Source organism: Natronorubrum halalkaliphilum (assembly GCF_009834785.1).
Classification (GTDB): domain Archaea; phylum Halobacteriota; class Halobacteria; order Halobacteriales; family Natrialbaceae; genus Natronorubrum; species Natronorubrum halalkaliphilum.
The window spans coordinates 48,759-73,942 of sequence record NZ_WUYX01000015.1; the positions used below are offsets into that span (position 1 = coordinate 48,759).

Annotated in this window: 19 protein-coding genes and 1 tRNA gene; 8 read left to right on the top strand and 12 right to left on the bottom strand. The window is 64.4% G+C overall.

The window, feature by feature from the left end; translation table 11 throughout:
- Positions 1-80: 80 nt before the first annotated feature.
- Complete coding sequence (locus GS429_RS03570) at positions 81-1,196, bottom strand: S1C family serine protease (protein WP_160062786.1); 1,116 nt, start codon at positions 1,194-1,196, stop codon at positions 81-83.
- A 192-nt stretch (positions 1,197-1,388) separates the two neighbouring features.
- Here GS429_RS03570 and GS429_RS03575 point away from each other — a divergent pair, with 192 nt between their 5' ends.
- Positions 1,389-3,314, top strand: a complete 1,926-nt coding sequence (locus tag GS429_RS03575; RefSeq protein WP_160062788.1) for a glycoside hydrolase family 15 protein — start codon at positions 1,389-1,391, stop codon at positions 3,312-3,314.
- 46 nt (positions 3,315-3,360) lie between these two features.
- Here GS429_RS03575 and GS429_RS03580 read toward each other — a convergent pair whose 3' ends face one another.
- The 4 genes from GS429_RS03580 to GS429_RS03595 form a co-directional block, all read right to left on the bottom strand.
- Positions 3,361-4,593, bottom strand: coding sequence for a mandelate racemase/muconate lactonizing enzyme family protein (locus GS429_RS03580; protein ID WP_160062790.1), 1,233 nt, complete (start codon positions 4,591-4,593; stop codon positions 3,361-3,363).
- 124 nt (positions 4,594-4,717) lie between these two features.
- On the bottom strand, positions 4,718-5,785 hold the full coding sequence (locus GS429_RS03585; protein ID WP_160062792.1) for a glucose 1-dehydrogenase: 1,068 nt from the start codon (positions 5,783-5,785) through the stop codon (positions 4,718-4,720).
- A 272-nt stretch (positions 5,786-6,057) separates the two neighbouring features.
- On the bottom strand, positions 6,058-6,705 hold the full coding sequence (locus tag GS429_RS03590) for a bifunctional 4-hydroxy-2-oxoglutarate aldolase/2-dehydro-3-deoxy-phosphogluconate aldolase (protein WP_160062794.1): 648 nt from the start codon (positions 6,703-6,705) through the stop codon (positions 6,058-6,060).
- A 103-nt stretch (positions 6,706-6,808) separates the two neighbouring features.
- On the bottom strand, positions 6,809-7,867 hold the full coding sequence (locus GS429_RS03595) for a TrmB family transcriptional regulator (RefSeq protein ID WP_160062796.1): 1,059 nt from the start codon (positions 7,865-7,867) through the stop codon (positions 6,809-6,811).
- A gap of 186 nt (positions 7,868-8,053) precedes the next feature.
- Between GS429_RS03595 and GS429_RS03600 the strand changes: the two genes are divergently transcribed.
- The gene (locus GS429_RS03600) at positions 8,054-10,090 is read left to right on the top strand and encodes a DUF7997 domain-containing protein (protein ID WP_160062798.1); all 2,037 of its coding nucleotides are present in this window, start codon (positions 8,054-8,056) and stop codon (positions 10,088-10,090) included.
- 201 nt (positions 10,091-10,291) lie between these two features.
- Here the strand turns inward: GS429_RS03600 and GS429_RS03605 are convergent, their stop codons facing one another.
- A complete protein-coding gene (locus GS429_RS03605; RefSeq protein ID WP_160062800.1) occupies positions 10,292-11,431 on the bottom strand; it encodes an ABC transporter ATP-binding protein in 1,140 nt (379 codons plus the stop codon).
- Positions 11,432-11,752: 321 nt separating this feature from the next.
- Here GS429_RS03605 and GS429_RS03610 point away from each other — a divergent pair, with 321 nt between their 5' ends.
- The 4 genes from GS429_RS03610 (at position 11,753) to GS429_RS03625 (ending at position 15,454) form a co-directional block, all read left to right on the top strand.
- The gene (locus tag GS429_RS03610) at positions 11,753-12,916 is read left to right on the top strand and encodes an extracellular solute-binding protein (RefSeq protein ID WP_235920726.1); all 1,164 of its coding nucleotides are present in this window, start codon (positions 11,753-11,755) and stop codon (positions 12,914-12,916) included.
- A 23-nt stretch (positions 12,917-12,939) separates the two neighbouring features.
- Positions 12,940-13,971, top strand: a complete 1,032-nt coding sequence (locus GS429_RS03615) for a carbohydrate ABC transporter permease (protein ID WP_160062804.1) — start codon at positions 12,940-12,942, stop codon at positions 13,969-13,971.
- Positions 13,968-14,861 (top strand): sugar ABC transporter permease, encoded by an 894-nt coding sequence (locus GS429_RS03620; RefSeq protein ID WP_160062806.1) that lies wholly within the window; start codon positions 13,968-13,970, stop codon positions 14,859-14,861. The genes GS429_RS03615 and GS429_RS03620 overlap by 4 nt, the downstream gene beginning before the upstream one ends.
- Before the next feature lie 110 nt (positions 14,862-14,971).
- A complete protein-coding gene (locus GS429_RS03625; RefSeq protein WP_160062808.1) occupies positions 14,972-15,454 on the top strand; it encodes a hypothetical protein in 483 nt (160 codons plus the stop codon).
- An 18-nt stretch (positions 15,455-15,472) separates the two neighbouring features.
- Here GS429_RS03625 and GS429_RS03630 read toward each other — a convergent pair whose 3' ends face one another.
- The 4 genes from GS429_RS03630 to GS429_RS03645 all read right to left on the bottom strand — a co-directional run bounded on the left by GS429_RS03630 (position 15,473) and on the right by GS429_RS03645 (position 21,192).
- A complete protein-coding gene (locus GS429_RS03630) occupies positions 15,473-17,611 on the bottom strand; it encodes an alpha-amylase family glycosyl hydrolase (RefSeq protein ID WP_328821225.1) in 2,139 nt (712 codons plus the stop codon).
- A gap of 144 nt (positions 17,612-17,755) precedes the next feature.
- A complete protein-coding gene (locus GS429_RS03635) occupies positions 17,756-18,994 on the bottom strand; it encodes a mandelate racemase/muconate lactonizing enzyme family protein (RefSeq protein WP_160062810.1) in 1,239 nt (412 codons plus the stop codon).
- Between the two features lie 324 nt (positions 18,995-19,318).
- The gene (locus tag GS429_RS03640) at positions 19,319-20,566 is read right to left on the bottom strand and encodes an alanine--tRNA ligase-related protein (RefSeq protein ID WP_160062812.1); all 1,248 of its coding nucleotides are present in this window, start codon (positions 20,564-20,566) and stop codon (positions 19,319-19,321) included.
- Positions 20,567-20,667: 101 nt separating this feature from the next.
- Positions 20,668-21,192 (bottom strand): helix-turn-helix domain-containing protein, encoded by a 525-nt coding sequence (locus GS429_RS03645; protein WP_425438177.1) that lies wholly within the window; start codon positions 21,190-21,192, stop codon positions 20,668-20,670.
- Between the two features lie 145 nt (positions 21,193-21,337).
- Between GS429_RS03645 and GS429_RS03650 the strand changes: the two genes are divergently transcribed.
- Positions 21,338-21,422 (top strand) — tRNA-Leu (locus GS429_RS03650).
- 209 nt (positions 21,423-21,631) lie between these two features.
- Here the strand turns inward: GS429_RS03650 and GS429_RS03655 are convergent.
- Complete coding sequence (locus GS429_RS03655) at positions 21,632-22,333, bottom strand: hypothetical protein (RefSeq protein WP_160062816.1); 702 nt, start codon at positions 22,331-22,333, stop codon at positions 21,632-21,634.
- 156 nt (positions 22,334-22,489) lie between these two features.
- Here GS429_RS03655 and GS429_RS03660 point away from each other — a divergent pair, with 156 nt between their 5' ends.
- Entirely contained in the window at positions 22,490-23,053 is a 564-nt protein-coding gene (locus GS429_RS03660) for a DUF420 domain-containing protein (RefSeq protein WP_160062818.1), read from the top strand.
- Positions 23,054-23,431: 378 nt separating this feature from the next.
- On the opposite strand, the gene purF is transcribed toward GS429_RS03660, so the two are convergent.
- The gene (gene purF / locus GS429_RS03665) at positions 23,432-24,904 is read right to left on the bottom strand and encodes an amidophosphoribosyltransferase (protein ID WP_160063036.1); all 1,473 of its coding nucleotides are present in this window, start codon (positions 24,902-24,904) and stop codon (positions 23,432-23,434) included.
- Between the last annotated feature and the right edge of the window lie 280 nt (positions 24,905-25,184).

Here is a 25,184-nt window from a genome sequence, read left to right on the forward strand (position 1 = left end):
GAATCCGGTGTGTACACACTCTCGGTTTCGATGGGATCGTTCGGATCAGTCTCGATCGACCGTTGCAACCCCCACAGCCGTCACGGCATATCGACGTCCGGTCGCGGTTCGAGCGTTAACTCGACCGTCTGGCGCTCGCCGTCTCGAATGACTTCGATAGGAACCGTTTCGCCGGGAGACGTCTCGAGTGCGAGCGTGGACGAGAGCCGTTCCTGATTGGGAATCTCCCGGTCGCCGATCGCGACGATGACGTCGCCGCCGACGGGAACGATGTCGCCGTCGACGGTGGTGCCGCCGTCAACCGGCTGGAGGACCCCCTCGGCCGGCGAGTCCGGGACGATGTCGGTCACCAGCACGCCGCGCGGGTCCTCGAGGTCGTTGGCCTCGGCGATCAGCGGCCCGACTGGCTGGACGGTGACGCCCATGTACGGATGCTCGTACGCCCCGTCCTCGACGAGTGCGGGAACGACGCGGTCGGCGAGCGCGGCCGAGATCGCAAAGCCGATGGTCTGGCCCGCGCCGGCGAAGACGACGCCGACCACGTCGCCCTCGAGGTTGACGAGCGGGCCGCCGCTGTTGCCGGGGTTGACCGGGGCGTCGGTCTGGATCGCCGCGGGGATCGAGAACCCGGTCGGACTCGGGAGCGACCGGTCGACGCCGCTGATAATGCCCTGTGAGATCGAGGCGTCGAGCCCCAGCGGGTTGCCCAGTGCGAGGACCTCCTGTCCGATCACCGGCTCGTCGTCGGCGAAGGAGAGTCCGTCGGGACCGTCGGGCATGTCGTCGACCGACAGCACGGCGAGGTCGCTGTGGCTGTCCGTGCCGTCGACGGTCGCCGTCCGCCACTGCTCGTCGCGAAACTGGAGTTCGGCCTCGGGTGAGTCCCTGACCACGTGGTGGTTGGTCACGACGTACTCCTCGTCGACGACGAATCCCGATCCGAGTCCACCGGGGCTGCCCTCGTCGGTGCCGAACACGTTAACGAGGACGACGTCGTCGATCGTACCCTCGTAGACGTCCGCATACGGACTGTCCGGTTCGATCGGCGTCTCCTCTTGTATCGCCCCCCGTGAGCCGGAGGTATCGGCTCGCGCAGTACCCACGGCCGCGGAGCCGCCGATCCCGAGTGCCGCGACCGTTCCGGCGCTTGCGCGCAGGAGTTTCCGGCGACTGAACGACGTCTGGTCTGGCGTCATGCACATTGACACCGCGACGAGTACAATAAAACACACACCAGCACCGCCATTCCGTCCGATAAGGGGTGTCTGCTCGAGACGGCGAGACGAGGCCCCGGCCACTGCCGGCCGACGCTTATTGACGATTCCGCGCAATGTACCGATCGTTGAATCGCTCCGCCGACCGTCTCTACAGACCCCACCCACGTTCGTATGGAGTATCCACCCCTGCGCGACTACGGTATCATCGGCAACGACGACCGCTGTGCGCTCGTCAGCCGATACGGATCGATCGACTGGTGTTGTTTCCCCCACCTCGAGTCGCCGAGCGTTTTCGCCCGAATCCTCGACGCCGACCGGGGCGGTCACTTCTCCGTGCGGCCGGCCGAACCACACGAGTCGAGTCACTGCTACGCCGACCGAACGAACGTCCTCGAGACGACATTTGAGACTGACGACGGACAGGCCACGGTAACCGACTTCATGCCGATCCGGAACGACGGAATGCCGGACGACGAGCGGTTCCAGCAGGCGATCTATCGCCGTCTCGAGTGCGATCGGGGCTCGATGGACATGACGGTCGAGTTCGAACCGGGATTCGACTACGCCCGCAAGGAAGCGACGCTCGAGTCGACTGCTGACGGCGTCGTCGCCACGAGCGGCGACGGGAGCCACGAGACCGGGGCACAGGCCACGTACAACGAAGCCGCCGCCGGCGGCGAGCGACTCCACCTGTTCGGCGACCTCGAGTTCGGCATCGACGACACGGCGGGGGCGGCGACAGGAACGGTCTCGCTCACGGCCGACGACGACTGCTGGGTCGGCGTCCAGTACGGCGGCCGGGAGCCGATGGCGTCGATCGATCCTCAGGAGACCCTCGACGAGACGAAACACTACTGGCGGGAGTGGCTCGGTTCTCGGGACGATATTCCCGAGTCGATGCCCGAGCGCTGGCACGAAATGGTGGTCCGCTCGGAACTCCTGTTGAAGCTGTTGATCCACCACGAGACGGGGGCGATTCCGGCCGCGCCGACGACCTCGATCCCCGAGGCGATCGGCGAGCCGCGGACCTGGGACTACCGGTACAACTGGATTCGCGACGCGAAGTTCACCGTTCAGGCGCTCCACGATACGGGCCACCGACAGGAGGCCAGGGAGTACTTCGACTGGTTCGCCGACATCGCCCACACCGATCCCGCGGAAATCCAGCCGTTGTACGGGCTCCACGGCGAGGAGGACATCGACGAACACACCCTCGAGCATCTTTCGGGGTATCGCGATACCGATCCGGTCCGCATCGGCAACGCGGCCGCGCCACAGAAGCAACTCGACGCGTACGGGACGATCGTCCAGGCGATCTACGAGACGATCCGGTTCGACGCCGGAACGCCGATCGACGACGACGACTGGGCTGCGATCTGTGACATCGTCGACTACGTCTGTGCTCACTGGGAGGAGCGCGACGCCGGGATCTGGGAGTTCCGAGACGAACGGCGACACTTCCTGCACTCGAAACTGCTGTGCTGGGTCGCCCTCGACCGCGGAATCGCGCTCGCGACCGAAAACGAATTCGAGGCACCCATCGAAAAATGGCGCGACAATCGCGAGGCCCTCCGCGAGGAAATCGAGGAACGCGGCTACAGCGAGGAGGCTGGGAGCTTCGTACAGCACTTCGAGACCGACGAGGCCCTCGACGCGACGGCCCTCCTGATCCCGATTTACGAGTTCCTGCCGCCCGAAGACGAGCGCGTACAGTCGACGATCGACGCCGTGCTCGATCGGCTGACCACGGAGGACGGGCTCGTCGTCCGGTTCGTCGACACCGACATCCGCCGCGACGAGGAGAAGGCGTTCCTACTCTGTTCGTTCTGGCTGATCGACGCCCTCATCCTCTCGAATCGCCTCGAGCGTGCACGGGAGTACTTCGAGAACGTGCTCGACTACGCGAGTCCGCTGGGGCTATACTCCGAGAAGGTCGATCCCGAGGATGGCACGCTTCTGGGGAATTTTCCGCAGGCGTTCTCGCATCTCGGTCTGATCAACAGCGTCACGTATCTCGCGCGGGCGATCGAGACAGAGGGCGACGTCGAACCGGATGACTTCGATCCGGAAAACATCGAAACGCTGTTCCGACGTTAAGAGGTTCTGAGGGGCGCTGAGTCGATTGATATCGATTTCGCCGTACTTAATCGAAGAGTTCCTCGCCCTCGACCATCTGTTCCTCGACGACGTCCATATCCAGCGTGACGCCCAGTCCGGGTTCCTCCGGGATCTGGATGTAGCCGTCCTCGATGACGTCTTCCTCGACCAGATCGGCCCACCAGTCGAGTTCGTAGGAGTGGTACTCGACGGCCAGCGAGTTCGAGATCGCCGCGCCGACGTGGGCGCTGGCCATCGTCGCGACCGGCGAGGAAACGTTGTGCATCGCGACGGGGACGTAGTAGAGATCCGCCAGATCCGCGATCCGCCGGGTCTCGCGCATCCCGCCGACCTTCGGCATGTCGGGCGCGATGATGTCGACGGCCTGCTCCTCGAGCAATCGCCGCTGGCCGTGCGTGCGATAGACGTTCTCGCCGGCGGTGATCGCCGTCGTCGTCGACTGGGTCACCTCCCGCTGGACGTCGTGGTTCTCCGGCGGCACTGGGTCCTCGAGCCACCAGACGTCGTACTCCTCGAGCCGCTTGGCGAGTCGCTTCGCGCTGCCGCCCGAGAACGTCCAGTGGCAGTCGAAGGCGACGTCGGCTCGCGACCCGACGCGTTCGGTGATCGCCTCGACGATCGACGCCTTGTGCTCGATCTCTGGGCCGCGCAGGTGGCGGTTCGCGCGGTCTTTCTCGTGGCCCGAGGGCACGTCCAGATCGAACTTCAGCGCGTCGTACCCTAACTCCTCGACGACGCGCTCGGCCTCGTCAGCGCAGGCGATCGGATCGGCCTCTTCCTCGGTGTGACAGTCACAGTAGACCCGTACCTCGTCGCGGTACTTCCCGCCCAGCAACTGGTAGGCCGGGACCTCGAGAATCTTTCCTGCCAGATCGTGGAGGGCGACTTCGATGCCCGCGATGGCGGTGACGGTGACGCCGCCGATCGAGCCCTCACCGGACATCTTCTGGACGAGATGCTCCGTGAGCCGGTCGATGTCGAGCGGGTTCTCCCCCCGGAGAAACGGCTTCATGCGCTCGATCAGTTCGGGCGCACCTGCCCCCCAGTAGGCCTCTCCGGTACCGACGATGCCCGCGTCCGTGTAGATCCGCACCAGCGTCCACGGGAAGTTCCCGTCGATCATCGTCGTCTGAATGTCGGTGATCTCGACGTCGCGACCGCCCCCGCGCTCGCGCGTGACGTTCATCGTTTCCGCCGAGAGGTCCCGCATCGTGTACTCGGCGTTCGGATCGTGCAAGCGCGTGTAATCAACTCCCATGGCCCAAATTCTTACTTCGAAAATAGTAATAGTTTCTATCTTCTGGTCGTCGCCGCGGCCGCGGACGGCTCGGCGAAAAAAGCAACCGGCGGTCGAGTTCGGCGGTAACTGGGCCGAACCGCGATCAGACGCCGCCGAATTCGACGGCCGTCTTTACGACGTCGTCATCGGAATCGAAGGCGGACTGGTACTCCTCGAGGCCGTAGACGCCGGTCACGAGGTCGTCGGTAAACCACGTCGGAAGCTGCGAGAGGCTGTCGATCGCGGATTCGAAGTGGCCGCGATGGGAGTTGACGGTTCCCACGAGGGCCTTGTTGTGAAGGACGAGTTCACGGTGGAGGCGACCGCCGTCGACTTCGAACTCCCAGGGCTCGGGCACGCCGAGGAGGACGCCGACGCCGTTGGGTGCGAGCGCGTCGACCGTTTCGAAGGCGTGTTTCGCGTGGCCGGTCGCCTCGTAGACGAGATCGGCGGGTTCGTGGACGTCGGGAATCTCGGGAACGGGCGTCTCGCGCGAGTCGATGTACGTCGAACCGAGCGCTTCGATGAGGTCGATCGTCGGGTGCGGGCGGTCGCGTCGACCGAGGCAGTAGGTCCGGTCGATGTCCAGGACCGTCTCGAACATCGCGAGCGTGATCAGTCCGAGCGAGCCGTTTCCGAGCACGACGGCCGATTCGGGTTCCCAGTCGAACGCAGAGCGGGAGGCGACGGCGTGCTCGAGTGCCTTTTCGGTGATGCTGATCGGCTCGACGAGGAAGCCGAGCGGTGCGAGTCGCTCGGGAATCGGCACGAGATACTCCGCCGGGCTCGTGAAGTACTCCGCCATGAAGCCGTGCGCGCCGACGATACCGCGTTCGACGTACTTCCCTTCCGGAGCCATGTCGGGCTCGCCGCGCTCGAAGTACTCGTTGCCGCCGTTGGGCGCGCGCCGGACTGTCGGCACGACGTACTGGCCCTCCTCGAGGTCGGTCCCGTTCGCGTCTTCGACGACGCCGACGGCCTCGTGGCCGAGGACGAGTCGGTCCGCGCCGTCGGGCAGGTTCCCGTGGTGGCCCGCGATGACTTCGTGATCGGTCCCGTCAACGCCGACGCGAAGCGTGCGGACGAGCGCTTCGCCGGGCGCTGGATCGGGACGGGGCGTTTCGACGAGGACGGGTTCCCCGGCCCCGGGTTCGACAGCGATCGCTTTCATAGTTCAACCTATGGGCGCCAGCCAATAAAAGTTTACCTCATTCGTAGTAAATCATTTTGAACGGCGGCTGGTCAGCGCCAGTAACTGTTGGATTCGAAAGACATCGTCGGGGTCGGCGGCGCTATCGCTCCTGGGAGAAGCGATCCAGCACACCGCTGTTCAAAGAGACGAACGAACCGAAAGTGACCGATTCATACGGACTGCTGTACGTCAGCGCCGGAGCGGCCGCGAACGGTCTTGCGGTCTCCGGCAGACAGTTACAACAGATCGTTTCAGTCGGTACGTGCGGACTCGACGGCCTCGACGAACGCTGCGGCGGACTCCTCGACCTGCGTCATATCGTCGTCAGCGATCGCGTCGTAATCGATGAGCGCGCTGCCAGCGCCGACGGCGACGGCACCGGCGTCGAAGAATTCGGCGGCGTTGTCGGCCGAGACCCCGCCGGTCGGGATCACGTCGACCTCGCCGAGCGGCCCTCGAATCGCGCCGATGTGGCCCGGTCCGACGGTCGAGGCGGGAAACAGTTTGAGCACGTCCGCACCGTTCTCCATCGCGGTGACGGCTTCCGTCGGCGTCATGATGCCCGGAGCCGAGAGCACGCCCTGTCGATTACAAAGTGTGATCGTCTCGACGTCGGTGCTCGGCGAAACGACGAACTCTGCCCCTGCGTCGATCACCGACTGTGCCGTCGGCGCGTCGAGGACGGTCCCCGCGCCGACGACCGCGTCCGGCAGTTCGCGGTCGACGGCGGCGATCTGTTCGCTCGCGCGGGTCCCGTCCGCCGTAATCTCGAGCGCGTCGACGCCCGCGTCGTAGATCGCTCGAGCGACGGGGACGATTCGGTCCTCGTCGATCCCGCGGAGAACCGCTACGACGCCGCTCTCGACGATCCGATCCCTGATCGCGCGGCTGTCAGTCATCGGCGATACCTCCGGTCGGGGGGCGAGCCCAGTCCATCACATCGGGACGTTTGCTCCCACACCTCAAGAGATTTACTCACGCACGAAAAACAGTCGCGTCGTTCTACTCTTCGAGCGGACTGACGGTCACCGACTCCGCCTCGAAGTCCTCGAGGAACGCGCCGGTGCCACCGATAGTGTAGCGCTCGCCGTCGACAGCGAGTTCGATCGCGTTCTCGATCGGCACCGTCGACGAGACCGGGCGGACGAGACTCTGTCGAACGGCGACGACCTCGCCGGAGAGCGTCGACGGAAGGTCGCGTTCGCCGACCGGCGACCCGGTAACGGTCGCTTCGATCCGGCTGTCGGTGGCGCGGTGAAGGGCGATCTGGAAGACGGCGTTGCGAAACCCTTCGAACGTCCGCGGGAGGTCGCCGGCTGCAGTGACGTACCGCTCCTCGGCGGTCGGCCAGTAGTTCGCGAGGAACGACCCGACGAAGACCGGTGCGAGCTGCGGCTGGGAGATCGAAATGGCTCTCGTATCGCTCGTCGAACTCGTCAGCATCTGGCTGGGTGCGAGCAGTCCGTGCTGGCTGTCGACCGTGAGCATCGTGGGAACGAGTGCATCCCACGTGCGAACGGTGCTCGCCGTCCCCGCCAGCGACGCGATATCCTGCTCGTCGTCGGTCCCGCCCAACAGGAGCAAGACGAGGACGCCCCGATCGACGGTGTCCTCGAGCGTCGACCGGATCTGCGGGAGCACCTCGGCGGGCAGCGAGAGCGTGACTTCCGTCTCGGCGCCGGCGAGCAGCCCCTCGATCCGCTTGAGGACCGTCTGGCGGGCCTTGATTACCTCGAACTCTTCGCCCGTGCGCTCGGTCGTCGTGTACCGCGATTGGAGCTCCGGCTCGATCGCTTCGACGCTTTCCGTGAGTCGGCCGACGACCGTCTCGGGGTCGACGGGGCGAATCACCGTCGGCACGGAGTGGTCGTCGACCTCGACGAAGCCACGCGTCTCGAGTTCCTCGCTGATGCTGTAGACGTACCGCTTGGAGACGTCCGCAGCGTCCGCGATGGTGCTGGCTTTCGACTCGCCCTGATCGAGTATCGCGAGATAGGTGTCAACCTCCTTCTCCGAGAGGCCGAAGCGTTCGAGCAGATCGGCAAGATCGTCAGTATCCATGGTTACTCAGTACCTCACAGATCGGTCGGTTAGTGTAAAAGATTCCCGATGAGACTGTCACGCCGTTCGACGTACCGGAGCCGACGGTGACTGCGTTCACGGCAACGAACGGACTTCGCCGCTTGCAGAAAGTAGGAATACATTTTTCAACAAAGTTTAATGGGGGGCGGGCGAACTGAGTATACGATGGAATTACACGGCGCCCTCAACGATTTCAAGCGCTCACGGGGCGACTCGCATCGGTTCCCCGGGGAGCGCCGGTCCACGACAGGATTGTTTTCCGGTCTCGACGACCGACTCGTCCACGTCGCGCCCGACGGTTCGACCACTGACTACTCCTATCCGCTCTCCGGCGTTTCCGGCATCGAACGCTCACGGTTCGCGCTCGTCGTCGACGACGAACGACACTGGTTCGACGAGGGCGAACAGCAGTACGTCGACGGAACCGCCGTCGTCGAAACCGTCCATGACGCGGGCAGCTACACCTGTCGGCAGTACGACCTCACGATCGATCACCGCCACCTGACCCACTTCGTCCTCGAGGACGGGCCGGACGCGGACGCGTCGATCGAGGCCTGTTTCGGATTCGCACCCGAAGGACGGGCGAATCGAGTCGGCCAACTCTGGCACGACGACGCCGTCGAGGTCCACCACGACAGCGAACGGGACTTCGTCGCCGCCTCGACCGACCTCTCCGTCTCGGGGCAGGTCCCGGAACGGTTCGAGGAGTTGCTCGCCGCGGAACCCGCGACGTTCCCGCGGCACAGAGACGACGACCGGTACGAGGAGGCTCGACTCAGCCCGATCACGAGAGTCGAGTTCGACCTGACGGGATCGACGCCCGCCGGAACCGTCGCGACGCTGCTAACGAAAGGCGCGGATCGGACCGACGCGTTAAAACGCGTCCGAGACGACGCGCTCGCTCACGACGACCGGGAGTCGATCCTCGAGGCGGGACGGAGTCAGGCTCGGGATCGACTCCCCGACGCGGGCGCCGGTCTCGGCGACGAATTCGTGGACTTACGGGCGCTCTGTCTCCTCCGGTCCGCGACTGGCGCGCGAATCGCCGGCCCCGAGTTCGACCCCTTCTACCGTTACTCCGGCGGCTACGGCTACACCTGGTTCCGCGACGACGCCGAGATCGCCCGATTCCTGCTCGAGACCGATCTGCGCACGGAGACCGACCTCGAGGAGTGGCACGCCGCCAGCGCTCGCTTCTACGCCGACACCCAACTCGAAGACGGGACGTGGCCCCACCGCGTCTGGCCGCACAACGGTCAACTCGCCCCCGGATGGGCGAACGGGCGGCTCGAGGAGGGTGACTCCGCGGACTACCAGGCCGACCAGACCGCGAGCGTCGCGGCGTTTCTCGCGACCTACCTCCGACGGGTCGATCCGAGCGACGAGCGAGTCAACAAGACGCTGACCGCCGCGCTCGAGGGGATCGACGCCACCCTCGAAGCGGACGGCCTCCCCGGCGACGTCCAGAACGCGTGGGAGAACATGACCGGTCGGTTCACGCACACGGCGGCGACGTTTCTCGAGGCGTACGCCGCGATCGCGCGGGCTCCGGTCGACGAGGACGTCGCGGCTCACGCGAGCGCACAGGCGGAACGCGTCTACGCGGCGCTGGACGATCTCTGGCTCTCGGAACGCGACTGCTACGCGATGCGACTCGAGGACGGCGAACTCGACGAGCGACTCGACGGAAGCACGCTCGCGCTCGCGTCGGCCCACCGAGAGTACGATGCCATCGCGACGGTCGACGACGAACGACTCGACCGTCTCGGCAGCCACCTCGAGACGACGCTCGAGGGACTCTATCGGGACCCCGAAGGCCCGATCGAGGGACTGGCGCGCTTCGAGGGCGACCCGTGGCGGCTCCGGGACCAGACGGAGCCGAAAATCTGGACGGTGACGACGGCGTGGGGTGCCAACGCGGCCGTCGAACTCCGCGACCTGTTTGCCGCGAACGACCACCCGCGGGCCGCGGAGTTCGACGACCGCGGACGCGAGCTGCTGGCGCTGGTCGCGCCCGGCGGCCTGCTCCGTCGACCCGGCGGATATCTCCCCGAGCAACTGTTCGACGACGGCACGCCCGACAGTGCGACCCCGCTCGGGTGGCCACACGCGATCAGACTCGCGACTGCGAGCGCGCTCGAGACCGCTGAACCCGTCGAGTCGGGCGTCGAAACCGGCGGACGGGCGACCGGTCACGAGTAGCGGTGGTTACGCGCGCTCACGAGTCGGTGGTCGCGCCGAAACAGCGTCTCCGAGAACAGTATACGCTCCTCTTTTTCGCCGTGAAACGCGCTAGTTCGAGTGGCAAACCGCGTATCAGCCCGCAAAAACAGCGTTCGAGATCGGCGGTCGGCACGACGTCACGTACGCTCGGGGCCTCGGCGGTCCGAAACGACGGTCGAACTACCGTGCGGTCATTTCCGGCGGTTCGTTCTCGGAGCCGAAGACGTCGGCCCCGGTTTCGGAATCGAAGAGGTGGAGATCGGATTCCGAGAACGTCAGCCTCACCTGTTCGCCGGGCTCGGGGCTGACCGTCGATTCGACGCGGGCGATAAACTCCGGCGCGATATCGATGTGGAGGTAGTTGTCGGAGCCGACCGGCTCGACGACTTCGACGGTGCCCTCGATCGTATTGTCGGCCGCCCCGCTCGCAACGGAGACGTTTTCGGGGCGAATGCCGAGCGTGTAGCGATCCGCGGTGAGGCTGGCCGCGTGCTGGTCGGCGTACGTTGCCGAGAGGTCGAACTGGAATCGGCCGTCGGGACCGAGCAACTGAATCCGGTCGCCGTCGCGCCGTACGTCGACGTCCACGAAGTTCATCGAGGGCGATCCGACGAAGCCGGCGACGAACTGGTTGACCGGATTCTCGTAGACCTCGGTCGGCGGCCCGGTCTGTTGGAGGACCCCGTGGTTGAGGATAACCATCCGGTCGCCCATCGTCATCGCCTCTTCTTGATCGTGCGTGACGTAGACGGCCGTGATCCCGAGTTCGTTCTGGATTCGCTGAATCTCGGCGCGCATCTCCGTACGAAGACTGGCGTCGAGATTGGACAGCGGTTCGTCGAAGAGGAACAGATCCGGTTCGCGAACGATCGCGCGCCCGAGCGCGACGCGCTGTTTCTGCCCGCCCGAGAGTTCGTCGGGTTTGTCCTCGAGCAGGTCGCCGATCCCCATCATCTCGGCGGCCTCGACCACGCGCTGTTCGCGCTCGTCCTCCACCATCTCGGTGCTCATTCGGAGCCCGAACTCCATGTTCTCGAAGACGGTCTTGTGCGGGTAGAGCGCGTAGTTCTGGAACACCATCGCCACGTCTCGGTTTTTCGCGTGAACGTTGGTGACGTCATCGTCACCGATTTGGATCGTTCCCGCGGTCGGTCGCTCGAGTCCGGCGAGCATCCGGAGCGTGGTCGTCTTTCCACAGCCGGAGGGACCGACGACCGTGATGAACTCTCCGTCGTCGATCTCGAGGGAGAGATCGTCAACCGCGACGACTGAGCCGGTATCGTACTCCTTTCGAAGCGATTCGATCGTGACACGTGCCATTGTACACCCCGTTTGGCGAGGGGACGTAAAATCCTTTCTCAAAACCCACGATCTAAGAAGTAATATTACATCCATAATTGAGAGCGATCGGTTCAGTGCGTTTTCAGTTCGGGGGACGGTTTCATCCTCGCGACGGCTCGCCTCTGTTCGTTCGCGAACAGATGGCCACAACACCGATAACCCCTCGTGAACGCGGTCATCACTGGTCACTCGGGTACATCGACTCCGCGTTTCCAAAGTACTAAATATGTGAAGATATGATTCATCACTGTTTGACCTATGGCAACCAACCGCAGATCAGTTCTCAAGGCAGTAGGGGGAATGAGCGCAGCACTGGCAATCGCCGGCTGTCTCGGCGACGATGACGACGGTGCAAACCTCTGGCACGACTTCGAAGACGCGGAAACCGACACCTTCGAATCGCACCTCGAGGCGTTCAACGAGGATCGCGACCAGGCGCTGACGGCGGACGGCGTCTCCGAACTGGAAGAACAGCTCGAGACCGCGCTCGCTGCCGACCGCGGTCCCCAGTCGTTCGCGTGGGCCCACGACTGGATCGGTCGCTACCACGACCAGGAGTTCGTTACCGACGCCGGCGACGACCTCGAGGTCGACCTCGAGTCGACGTACACCGAGGTCGCCGCGGAAGCCGTGCAGTACGAGGGCGCGGTGTACGGCCTGCCGTACGGTGCGGAGACGGTAACGTTGATGTACAACGAGGATCTGGTCGACTCCCCGCCGGAGACGGTCTCCGAGATGGAGTCGATCATGGAAGACCACCACGATCCGGAAAACGGCCAGTACGGTCTCTCGTACCCGTCGGTCGACCCGTACTTCGTCAGCGCCTGGGTACACGCCTACGGCGGCTACTACTACGACGAGGAGTCGGGCGAACTCGGTCTCGAGAACGACGAGACGATCGAAGGGGTCGAACTGCTCGCGGATTCGTTCTACCCGTACGTTCCGGAGGACCCGGATTACGAATCCCAGGTGGCCGTGTTCAACGACGGCAACGCGCCGTTTGCGATCAACGGCCCGTGGCAGGTCGGCGGCTTCCGCGACGGCGACTTCGACGTGACGCTGGCACCGCTCCCGACCGTCGACGGCGGCGAGCCGCGTCCGTACACGGGCGTGCAGATGTGGTACTTCACGTCGAGACTCGGGGAGGCGGAGGACGACGTCTCCGACGCGGTCGTCGACTGGACGGAGTACCACACGACCAACGAGGACGCCATCCTCACCAACGCACAGGACTACGGGATGGTCCCGGTTCATCAGGACTACGTCGAAAGCGACGAACTCGGCGAGGACGTCGAGATGTTCGCCCAGACGATCGACTCGGGGATCCCGCTGCCGACCGATCCGCGAATGAATCAGGTTTGGGATCCCGTCGAAGACGCGCTCGAGCGCGTGTTCATCGGCGACGAAGAGCCGCGTGAAGCGTTCGAAGAGGCTGCAGAGCAGGTTCGCGACGCCTGGGACTAACCGACGGCTACTACGATTGATCTATGGTTTCGCTACCCCGCAACCGATTACCGCTGTCCGCCGAGCGGCTGCGTGATCTTCCCTTCGGCTCACGAGACATCGGGCTGTTTCTCGTGTTGCCGGGGCTGATCCTGTTCTCGGCGTTCATGCTCTACCCGATCGCGTTCCTGATCTACCTGTCGCTGACAGACGCGACACACGCGGGAACCGTCATCGGCGGAGATGCATCGCTGGTCGGACTACAAAACTACGTCGAGCTGTTTACCGATCGACTGTTCTGGAACTCGATCGGAATCACCTGGCTGTTCCTCGCAGTGAGCCTCGTCATCAAGGTCATCGTCGGGATCGGGATCGCGATGCTGTTCACGCACTCTCACGTGATCGGGAAGCGGTACATGCGAGCGATGATCATCATCCCGATGGGATTCCCGCCGATTTTCACGATTACGATCTGGCGAGGAATGTTCAGTAGCGCCCGTTTCGGGCCGTTAAATGAGATGTTAGCCATGTACAACGGTGCCGTTACCTGGATCGCCGGCGTCGTCGATAGCGCCGTCTTTTTCATGGCGGTCAGTGCGCCCGAGTTCCTGCTCGTAGATATGCCAGTCGCCTGGCTCAGCGGTCGCTGGAGCACGTTCTTCGCGTACGTAACGACCGAAGTCTGGCTCGCGTACCCGTTTATGGTGATCATCATCGTGAGCGCGCTTCAGGACGTGCCCGCGGAACTTCACGACGCGGCCAAGGTCGACGGCGCGGGCTATCTGTACCGTTTCATCCACGTTACGTTGCCCGCGATCAAGGGCCCGGTCATGTTTGCGTCGATTCTCACCGCCGCGACGTCGTTCCAGCAGTTCCTCATTCCGTGGATCTTCAACCGCGGCGGGCCGGCGAGACAGAACGAACTGATTCTCGTCTACGGCTACCGTGAAGCCATCGTCAACCACGAGTACGCGTTCGCCTCCGCGATCATGGTCACCGCAATCGCCTTCATCGGCGTGTTCATGTGGCTGGCCGTCAAGAAAGGCGGTCTCGCCGAGGGGGTGGGATCGGAATGAAACTCATCGACGATATTCGGGCGGTACGGTCCGGTCACAAACGGCCGCAGGAACTCGCAAAGAGCCTGATCGCGACCGGCAGCGCGGTCGGGTTGCTCGTCGTCCTGTTGTTCCCCGTCTACTGGATGCTCACGGCCTCGCTCTCACAGGGGGTCGGGCTGATGAGCTCCGACGGGATCTTCGCCGATCCGAGCACGTACAATCTCGACGCCTACCGGTACGTCCTCATCGAAGACTCGACCTTCAGAGAGGCGCTGCTCAACAGCCTCGTGGTCGTCTTCGTGACGGTCAGCGTCTCGCTGTCCGTCATCATCCCCGGTGCCTACGCCCTTTCGCGGCGCAGGTTCGCCGGGCGGACGAAGATCCTCTACGGCTACGTGTTGTTCACGCAGGTCGGTGCGGGGCTATCGATCGCGACGCTCATCGCCTTGTACGCGCTGTTCGTCAACTTCGGGCTCGACAACAGCCTGCTCGTGTTGGGACTGTTCTACGCGGGCACGGCCATCCCGTTCAACACGTGGCTGCTGAAGACGTTCATGGACAACATCCCGGTCTCCTACGAGGAGGCCGCGATGGTCGACGGCGCCAGCCAGTGGCAGGTCATCCGTGAGGTCATCCTGCCGCTCTCGAAGCCGGGAATCGCCGTCGTCCTCGTCTTCACCTTCCTCGCCGGCTGGAACGAGTTCATCATCGCCCAGACGCTGCTCCAGTCCGAAAACTACACGCTCTCGGTGGAACTCTACTCCCTCGCGACGTCCGGTCGGTACTCGACGCCGTGGACCGAGTTCGCCGCGTTCGCGATCCTCTTCGCGACGCCGGTCGCGCTCATCTACTTCTTCGCCCAGAGCTACGTCGAGAGCGGCCTCTCCTTCGGCGGGATGGAAGGCTGAGGCCCTCAAACGCCGATTTTCACCACCTCTTCTATTAGTTGGTATCGCCTCTTTTGAATGTGGGCTGATCGATCAGATGGTTTATTTCTACGGCGATTCGATCGGTTTCCATGGGTGCTGGTCACGATAACCTAGTCGAAAGTTTCATCAAATCAGATCTCTCCCCGACGGGAAAGTGGTGGGTCGAGGTTCCCGTTGGACTAAGCGTAGACGGAACAACTGCCGTGAAGCATATCGATGCCGTCTGTCTCACCTCTCAAGAGTTCGATCTCCCGGAAGTGTACCCGGAGCGAACGGGGATGGTCGAGTACGTGAATCCGGACGGTCACGGCTCAAGCGTGAGCAAGACGGAGCTGTTTCGGCGCATGAACAGCAGTCACCACTTTCAGGAGGAGTCGGTGGCGCTCGTCGAGTGCAAAACCGGGCCCCTTTCCTTGAAAGGGGTCGGTCAACTCGTGGCCTACGAAGCGCTCCTTACCGACGACTGGAACTGGGAGGTCGACGAACGGATACTGATCGGTGCCGATATCGATCCGCTCGTACACGAAGCCTGCAAATCGTTAGGAATCAGGACGGTACAGGTCTCGCCGTAACTCGTCGGACTGATCTCGTCAAGCAACAGACTCGAGCACGACGACGCTATCGACGGCAATCGCGTGATTCCACCCCTCCGTAGAGTCACCCTCGGAAACCGGATCGCCGCTGCAAAGATCGGTTGTCTCGATCGGGTCGTCGATTTCGACCGTCGCCGTTCCTTCGCCGAAGTGTAACAGGACGACGACCTGTCGTCCGCTCGCCGGATCCGCCCGCGCGAACGCGACCGCCGCGTCGGTGTCGGCCTCGAACTCGAGTCGCTCGAGTCGCGCGTCACTCGCCAATGCGGGGTGGGAGCGCCGGAGGTCGATCAGCCGCCGGTAGAACGCGAGCAGGTCGTCGTCGAACGCGTCCCAGTTCATCGGCTCCCGTCGGCCGGTCGCCCCGGTTTCTTGCCCGTAGTAGAGCATCGGCGATCCGGGAAGCGTGAACGTGGCGGCGCCGGCGGCCCGCTGGGCGTCCCGACCGTACTGGGTCAGGTATCGATCCGTATCGTGGTTCTCGACGTAGAGCAGCCACTCCGAATCGGGGTGGGCACCGCGGCGGTCGCGCTCCGCGATGGCCTCGAGAATCGCCGTCGCGCCATCGGCGTCGACGCCGGAATCGGTGAACTCGTCCGCCACGGCGTCCGCTTCGGAGTCGTCGGAACCTTCGCTCTCGCGGTCGTCGGCGTTTGCGCTATCGCGTCCCGTTTCGTCCGTCGTCCCAACCGACGCGCCGATCGACTCGAGCGTGTCGCGAAGAACGTCGTCGTGGTGCATGTGGAACCGGCCGCCGCCCATCTCGACGTCGGAGGGAAGCGTCTCGTCTAACAGGAAGAACTCGCTGTCCGCGCTCGTCACGCGGTCGTGGATTTCCGTCCAGAAACTCAGCGGGACGCCCCACGCGACGTCGGCTCGGATGCCGTCGACCGTCTCGGCCCAGAAGTCGACGACGGAGAGCAGGTACGCTCTGACGGCGGGATTGCCGTGATCGAGGTTCGGAATGCCGTCCCAGCCGAAGTACGTGTCCGGATCGCGCGCCTCGAACTCCTCCCAGCGGTACCAGTCTCGGTAGCGTTCGTGATCCGGGTGCGACTCGTCGACGGCAGCCTCGTAGAACGGGTGTGTATCCGCCGTGTGGTTGATTACGAGATCGAAGACGACCCGAATATCGCGGTCATGGCAGGCGTCGACCAGCGCCTCGAAATCGGCCATCGTCCCGAGGTCCGGATCCACCGCGAAGTAGTCCCGCGTGTTGTAACCGTGGGGCCCGCCGTGGTCCATCGGCGTCCCGAACCCGCTCTCGGCCTCGAGAAACGGCGTCAGCCAGAGGACGTCGATCCCGAGCGTCTCGAGGTGGTCGAGTCGGTCCGCGATGGACTCGAACGTGGGCTCGTCCTGGTCGGGAAACCGCCGCGTGAAAATCTCGTAGACGGGCGCGTCCGTGACCCAGTCCGGCGGTTCGAAGGGACGTTCGATGCGTACCGGTTCGGTGGTCCCCGTGTCGGTGTCATCCACACCCTCCGCACCGCTCGCCGGCACCAGTTCGATCGCGTCCGGCACCGAGTGACGATCGCCGACGGCGACCGCGTAGACGCGGACCCGATCGGTCACGTTCTCGATCGGAATCGTTCCGTCGGGACCGATCTCGGCGTCGTCGCGATCGTCGACGTAGTACTCGATTTCGAGGTCGTCGTCCGCCCGATCTGACCCCGCGACCGTCGCGGTCACCGAAAGTTCGATTCGATCGTCGCCGATCGCCGCATCCAGCGAGACCCGTGGCCGAGGATCGCTCTCGTCTTCGGCCGGAAACGCGCGCACCGTCAGTTGATGGATTCCGTCGGGTGCCTCGAGCGCGAGCGTGTAGACGCCGGGCACGTCCGGTTCGAATTCCGCGACGGGGTCGTCGGTCGGTTCCGCGGTCGATCCGGCCGGCGACTCGAGGATTCGCCAGTCGTACGCTGCGCCAGCCTCCGGATTCCGCGGCGCGAGATCGTCTCGCGTCTCCATCTCTCGCCCGTTCGGGTTGACGATTCCGTCGTCGACGGTGACGAACCGCGGCGGGCCGGGATGGTGCGAGCCATCGCCGCTCTCGAACCCGCGATCGGCTTCGGGGGTGCCGCCGTCGGTGGCCGTTCGTCCGCTGGTCGGGTCGAATTCGTTGCTCCGGTTCACGGATCGACTATCGACGGTAGCGTAGTAAATATGTGGTGTAATAATACATCACTCGAAGGGCTGCGCCGATCTATCGGGTCGGGCGGGACGACGCCGAACTGATCTTGTCGCTCGCACCCGCGGTCGGGCTCACTGTGGTCCCGGTCAGGCTTCGTCGAAGAGTTCCTCGCCGTCGACCATGTGCTCGGCGACGGCGTCCATATCCAGCGTCAGGCCGAGTCCGGGTTGCTCCGGAATCTGGATGTAGCCGTCCTCGATGACGTCCTCCTCGACCAGATCCTCCCACCAGCCGAGTTCGTAGGAGTGGTACTCGACGGCCAGCGAGTTCGAAATCGCCGCGCCGACGTGGGCGCTGGCCATCGTCGCGACCGGCGAGGAAACGTTGTGCATCGCCACCGGCATGTAGTACATGTCCGCCTTGTCCGCGATCTTCGCCGTCTCGCGCATCCCGCCGACCTTGGGCATGTCGGGCGCGATGATATCCACCGCCTGTTCTTCGATCAGACGCCGCTGGCCGTGCTTGCGGTACACGTTCTCCCCGGCCGCGATCGGTGTCGTCGTCGACTGCGTGATCTCCCGCTGGACGTCGTGGTTCTCCGGCGGCACTGGGTCCTCGAGCCACCAGACGTCGTAGGGCTCGAGCGCGCTCGCGAGCCGTTTAGCGCTCCCGCCCGAGAACGTCCAGTGGCAGTCGAAGGCGACGTCGGCGCGATGACCGACGGCCTCGGTAACGGCCTCGACGATGCTTACCTTGTGAGCGATTTCGGGCTCGCGAAGGTGGCGGTTCGCGCGATCCTTCTCGTGACCCGAGGGGACGTCCAGATCGAACTTCAGTGCGTCGTACCCTAACTCCTCGACGACCCGCTCGGCTTCCTCGGCGCAGGCGATCGGATCCGCCTCCTCCTCGGTGTGACAGTCGCAGTACACCCGTACCTCGTCGCGGTACTTCCCGCCCATCAGCTGGTAGGCCGGCGTTTCGAGGATTTTCCCCGCCAGATCGTGCAACGCGACCTCAACGCCCGCGATGGCGGTGACAGTGACGCCGCCGACCGATCCCTCGCCGGACATCTTCTGAAAGAGGTGTTCCGTCAGTCGGTCGATGTCGAGGGGGTTCTCGCCCCGGAGGAACGGTTTCATTCGTTCGATCAGTTCGGGCGCGCCGGCACCCCAGTAGGCCTCGCCGGTACCGACGATGCCCGCGTCCGTGTAGATCCGCACCAGCGTCCACGGGAAGTTGCCGTCGACCATCGTCGTCTGGATGTCCGTGATCTCCACGTCGCGGCCCTGCCCGCGCTCGCGCGTGACGCCCATCGTCTCGGCCGAGAGGTCCCGCATCGTGTACTCGGCGTTCGGGTCGCGCAACTGTGAGTAATCGATTCCCATAGGGAACGGTCGCTCGCGGGCCAGTAATAACACGGGGCAGCGTTGTCATACTGTCGGACAGAACTATTGTGAGCACTCGCCGCTCCCGTTCGGCGAATGTTCTTCAGTGACTTCTGTCCGACAGTATCAGGATACGGTTCGCGACCGTTCGAAAACCGGACCGCGAAAACCGGCCGAGTACCCGATTAGACCGTCCGCCGCCGCACTATCGGCCTCGAGAACTCGAGTGAAAGCGGTCCGAGGACGATTATCGATAGTAACAACCGAGGCCATTTCCACACCGATCGCACGACAGCTGTGCAGTGACTTTCAGCGGATACTCCACTACGCCTTCAGGGCCGTGACGATGTCCTCGGGCGTCGCATCGAATCCACCCGCCTGCGCGAGGGACGTCGATCCGCCGCCACCGCCGCCGAACTCGTCCGTCAGGTCGGCGACCACGGCCTCGGCCGAGACGGACCCGTTCGTGGCCACGACCGCGTACTGAGAGCCGGCGTCGCCGGCGAGCACGACGACGTCGGCGACGTCGCCCGCGGCATCGCTCGTGATCTCGCCCGCCTCGTTCGAATCGACGTCCTCGACCGTCGTCGCCACCCACTCGAGTCCGTCCCGCTCGAACGGCTCGGCCTCCTCGAGTCGCGTCTCGACGAGTTGCCGTCTGAGCGTTCGAACCTGCTCGGTCAGTTCCTCGCGTTCGGCGTCCACCCGCGCGAGTTCGTCCTCGACCGACTCGAGGGGCGCGTCGAGCGTTCGTCGCGACGCGAACGCGACGCGTTTCTCCGCTTCGCGGCGGTCGATCGCGCGCGGGCCGACCGCCAGTTCGATCCGCGTCAGTCCCTCGCCGGGATTCGACCGTCCGAGAACGGTTACCGGGCCGACTTCCCGCGTGTTTCGAACGTGGGTGCCGCCACAGGCCGCGACGTCCCACAGGTCTCGAGCGCCACCGTCCCTGCGCACGAGTCCCGTGGTATTTCCGTTGTCGTCCTCGCTCCCGATCGTAACGACTCGAACTCGTCCCTTCCGGAAGGCTCCCTCTTCGGTCGCCTCGTTGAACGCGATGTCGTCGCGTTCGCGTGCGTCCGCGACCGGTTCGTCCTCCCAGGTTACGGGCCGGGACTCCCAGACCGCCCGATTGACCAGCGTGTCGAGTTCGAGCAGCAGTTCGTCGTCGATCTCCGTACTCGTCTTGAGATCAACCCGGACCCTTTCCTCGCTGATATCGAACCCGCCGTACCCCAGATCCTCGAGAAGTCGTCTGCCCGCGCCGTAGAGCAGGTGACTGGCGGTATGGGCCCGCATACAGTACATGCGAAACGACCAGTCGATCGAACACAGCACGCGTTTGCCCACCCGGAACGACGGCTCCTCGGCGAGAACGTGGACGTGTTCGCCGTCGACGTACTGGACGTCGGCAACTTCGACGCCGCCGATGGTTCCGCGATCAGCCGGCTGACCGCCGCTTTCGCCGTAGAAGTAGCTCCGCTCGAGCCAGACCTCTCGGCCGTCGATAGACGTCACCTCGGATTCGAACCGCGTGGTGTACGGCTCCGCTGCCGCCCGTTGCCCGGTCATCGGTTGGACTCTATCGTCCGCCACCAAAAGTCTGCTCGCCGAGCATCGCTCGCAATCGCCGCGGTCGATCTCGGGAATCGGTCTGCAGTTGCCGAATCCGGCTACTCGGCCAGAGTTACGTCCAATCGCTCCTCGAGCGCTTCGATCAACCCGCCGCCGACGCCGGCCTGGGTCGCACGGCCCTGTTCGACCGCGAGCACGTCTTTTTCGCGTGCTCCGAGCTCGTCGGCGAGTTCATCGCGTTGCAGGCCCGCTTCCTGTCGGGCTTCGACCAGCGCCTCGCCGTAGTCGGAGACGAGGTACGGCAACGGATCGTCGTTGTAGTTCGTGCCCTCTTTCTCCCAGTGCTCGGAGTCGCCGTCCCAGACCGGGTTCGCCTTGGCGACGTTCTGGGCCGCCTTCTGCTTGCGGCTCGGCTCGTCGCTCGAGTCGCCCCTGTCGTCCTGTGAACTGCGTCGCTGGGTTCGGGACTGCTTCTGGTTGTCGTCGTGGGGCGCACAGTCGGGACAGACCTCGAGTTCGGCGCCGGCGACGGACGCGAGCCGGAGCTTGTCGCTCTCGGCACCGCAGAGTTCGCAGTTGGTTCCGCCGCCACCGGACGACGAACCAGTCGAATACTTAGCCATGGTATCCTTTGGCAACTGTCGCATTTCAAATCACCGCCTCAACGCCGGTCAGTTGCGTGTGACCTCGCCGCAGACGCCGGGGCAAAGGAAAGGGCTTTTATAATCACACTGGATACGATTGAGTGCAGTAAGACAAAGACAGCGAGCGTGGGTAGCCAAGCCAGGCCAACGGCGCAGCGTTGAGGGCGCTGTCCCGTAGGGGTCCGCCGGTTCGAATCCGGTCCCACGCATCGCATGGGCGGGTTTCCCGCCACTAACGATGCAGGTGATCTCCTCCGAGGACATCACCCACGCATAACTTCTGAGGCAAGTAATACTGACGAGCGATAGGTATCTACGGCACGATATTTCCGACGCTGTCCCGTAGGGGTCCGCCGATGAGCACTCGAGTTCGCGCGACTGAACGCCGCTGGGGTGTCGATCTGGCCGAGCTGCCGTGTCACTCGAGTGCGAGCGTCCACGAGCCGTCTGCGTCGACGTCGATCCAGCCGAACCCGTCGTAGTTGAACGTCGATTCGGCCTCGTCGTCGGTCGTTTCGACGATCCGTTCGTCGGACGCGACCGCCATCGAGTACACGCGGGCTCGGAACGCGTCGTCGCCGTCGTGGGAGACCACTGCGGTATGTCGGTCCCCACCGTCGAAATCGACTGGGCCGACGACGGACGGGACGTCGGCTGCAAACTCCCGCGGGAGAGCGTAGCCCTCGGTCGCTCGGGGCTGGTTCACTTCGAGACGCCACGGGCCGTCGGCCTCGAATTCGACGGTGTACGGTCCCGAGGCGAGCGAGCGGGCGGCTTTTCCCTCGTACTCGCCGTCCGTGTCGAAAACGACTGCTTCGTCCTCACCTCGGAGTGTGACCCGAAACGACGAGTCGCCGCCGTGGGCGCCCTCGACGACGGCGACGCCGCCCTCGAGGTCGACGCTCTCGAGGGAATTGCCGGAACCGCTCAAGATCTGGATTTCCGGCTGCTCGACCGCGGGTTCGTCGGGGGACGTCCCGTCGTCCGTCTCCTCGCTGTCCTCGGCGTCGCCGTCCGTTTCGGCTGGCTGTTCCCCGGTTTTGGCGGTCTCGTCGGCACAGCCGGCGACGAGCGTTGCGACGCTTCCAGCGGTTCCCAGTACTACCTGTCGTCTGTTCACGATCCCGTGAATATCATCGATCCGGAAAAGCGTTCGCGCCTTCTGCAGGACTCGAGATTTCGCGCCTGCTCCCGTCGTTTGCGTCTATCGATACGCGGCCGAGGGTCGACAGTCGCGGACAGTAACCGATTTCCCCTCACGGTCAAACCCGGTCATATGGAGTACGTCCCTCGAGAGCGCGTTCCTCATCTCACCGCGGTATTGAGCGTCGTCTCGCTGGCGGTCGTCTTCGCGGCTGCGGGCGGCCGGATTCCGCCCTCGACGGTCCCGGCAGCCCCGGAGTGGTTTCTCGGTCTGATCCCACACGTCAACGTCCTCATCAGCGCGACGGCGATCGGGACGATTACGCTGGGCTGGCGAGCGATCCGCCGCGGACAGGTCGACAGACACCGCGTCGCGATGCTTGCCTCCTTCGGGCTGTTCGCGGCCTTCCTCACGCTCTATCTTTACCGGCTGGTCGCGACCGGCGGCCCGCAGCCGTTTCCCGGGCCCGACGCGATCTACCAGTTCGTCTACCTCCCGGTCCTCGCGATCCACATCTTCCTCGCGGTCGTCTGCGTGCCGCTGGTCTACTACGCCCTGCTGCTCGCGTTCGCCTATCCAGTCGAGGAACTGTACCAGACTAACCACGCTCGCTTCGGTCGGATCGCCGCAAGCCTCTGGTTGATCTCGTTCTCGCTGGGGATCGTCGTTTACGTCCTGTTGCACGTCACGTACTGACCGATATTGACCGACTCGAACGATAGGACGATCAGTCCACCGACGGGGCGAGGACACCCTTCTCCGGTCGGCGCGGTTCGAGCAACGCCGGCGCTTCGGCCGCCCCCGTCAGGGGATACCGGCGGGCGGATCGTTGTCCGCTCTCGAGGCCCCCAGAACCGGTACCGTGTCCACTCCGGTATTTGAACTCGCCTACCGTCCTCGAGCGCCGTGGTTACCGTCGGCGTCGTGAACGGCGAGCAAGCCAGTCGAAACCACAGGAAAAGGAATCCTCGAACGCGGCGAACGGGACGAACTCATACGGTTTGCTGTAACGTTTACCGGTGGGACCGCAAGCCGTCTTGCGGCCCCGTCGGAAATGGCTGAGAGCAGACAGTATCAGTCGTCGGCGTGCAGGGGCTGTCCGCCAACGTCGGGGCGGGTGACGTCGCGGTCGGTCTCCTCGCCCTCGATATCGTAGGGGTACTCGCCGGTCACGCAGCCGAGACAGAGATCGAGCCGGTCGTTCCCGAGGACCTCGGCGACGGCGTCGGTGGAGAGATACGCGAGACTGTCGGCGTCGATGGTGTCGCGGATCTCGTCGGTCGTCTTGTCCGAGGCGATGAGCTCCTCGCGGGTCGCCATGTTGATCCCCATGTAACACGGGGCGACGATCTCCGGCGCGCCGATGCGGACGTGGACTTCCTCGGCACCGCAGTCTTTCAAGAGCTGGACCAATTGCGTGGAGGTCGTGCCGCGGACGATACTGTCGTCGATGACCGTGACGGTCTTGCCCTCGATGGTGGACTTGATCGGGTTCAGTTTCAGGCGAACGGCGCGCTCGCGTTCGTCCTGGGTCGGCATGATGAACGTCCGGCCGACGTACCGGTTTTTCATCAGGCCCTCGGCGAATTCGACGCCGTCGTCGTCTTCGTCGCGGGGCTCGCCGTCGGCCGTCGTCTCGCTGGCCGCGTCGGCGTAGCCCGAGGCGAACGCACGTCCGGAGTCGGGGACCGGCATCACGACGTCGGTCTCGACGCCGCTTTCGGCCCAGAGTTCGCGACCGAGGTTGCGACGGGCCTCGTAGACCAGCGTCCCGTCGATAACGCTGTCCGGTCGGGCGAAGTAGACGTGCTCGAAGAAGCAGTGGGCCGTATTCTCGTTCTCGACGAGCTGGTAGGAGTCAAAACCCTGTCCATCCTCCTGAAGGACGACGAGCTCGCCGGGCCGAACGTCGCGGACGAGTTCGCCGTCTAAGGTGTCGATCGCCGCGGATTCGGAGGCCAGCATGTAGCCGTCCTCGAGTTCCCCGATACAGAGCGGCCGATTGCCCTGCGGGTCGCGAACGCCGAGGATCGTATCGTCGTGGCTGATCGCCAGCGCATAGGAGCCGTGGATTCGCCCCATCGTCCGCTTGACCGCGCGCACGAGATCCTCCTCGAGCAGGTTGCGAGCGAGGTCGTGGGCGATGACCTCGGTGTCGCCGTCGCTGGTGAAGGCGTGGCCCACGGCCGCGAGTTCGTCGCGGATCTCGTCGGCGTTGACGAGGTTGCCGTTGTGGCTTAAGCCAAGCGAGCCGCTCTTAAAGGAGACGGAGAACGGCTGTGCACAGGATGTGTCGACGGAGCCGGCCGTCGGATACCGCACGTGACCGATCCCTGCCGGCCCGTTGAGCGCGTCGAGGTCGCCCTCTCCGAAGGCGTCGCCGACGAGTCCCATCTCGACGTGGCTGTGCTGTTGGAAACCGTCGTGCGTGACGATCCCGGCCGATTCCTGGCCGCGATGCTGGAGTGCATAGAGCGCGTAATACAACGGTCGTGCCGCGTCTCGACCGTCCAGTGAGACGCCGACGACGCCGCACTTTTCGGTCATTCCTGTTCGCCGGGGAGTTTCGCCCCGCCCATCAGTCATGGACGAGAGTAGGCGGCCGAGTCGATAAAAATCCTCGTGTTTGTGCTTCCCCGCTGGCCGTCGTGACTTAGTGTTATACACGTTCTTGAATATGATCTAGAACTACCGAAGATCGCCGGTCCTCACGAGACAACCCAGAACGGCGACCGGAACGACACGCGGAGCGCCGTCGAGAGACCGACCGACACCGGCCCCCCTCCGATGCACAGTGTTCAAGACGGTTCCCTCGAACCCCATGAGT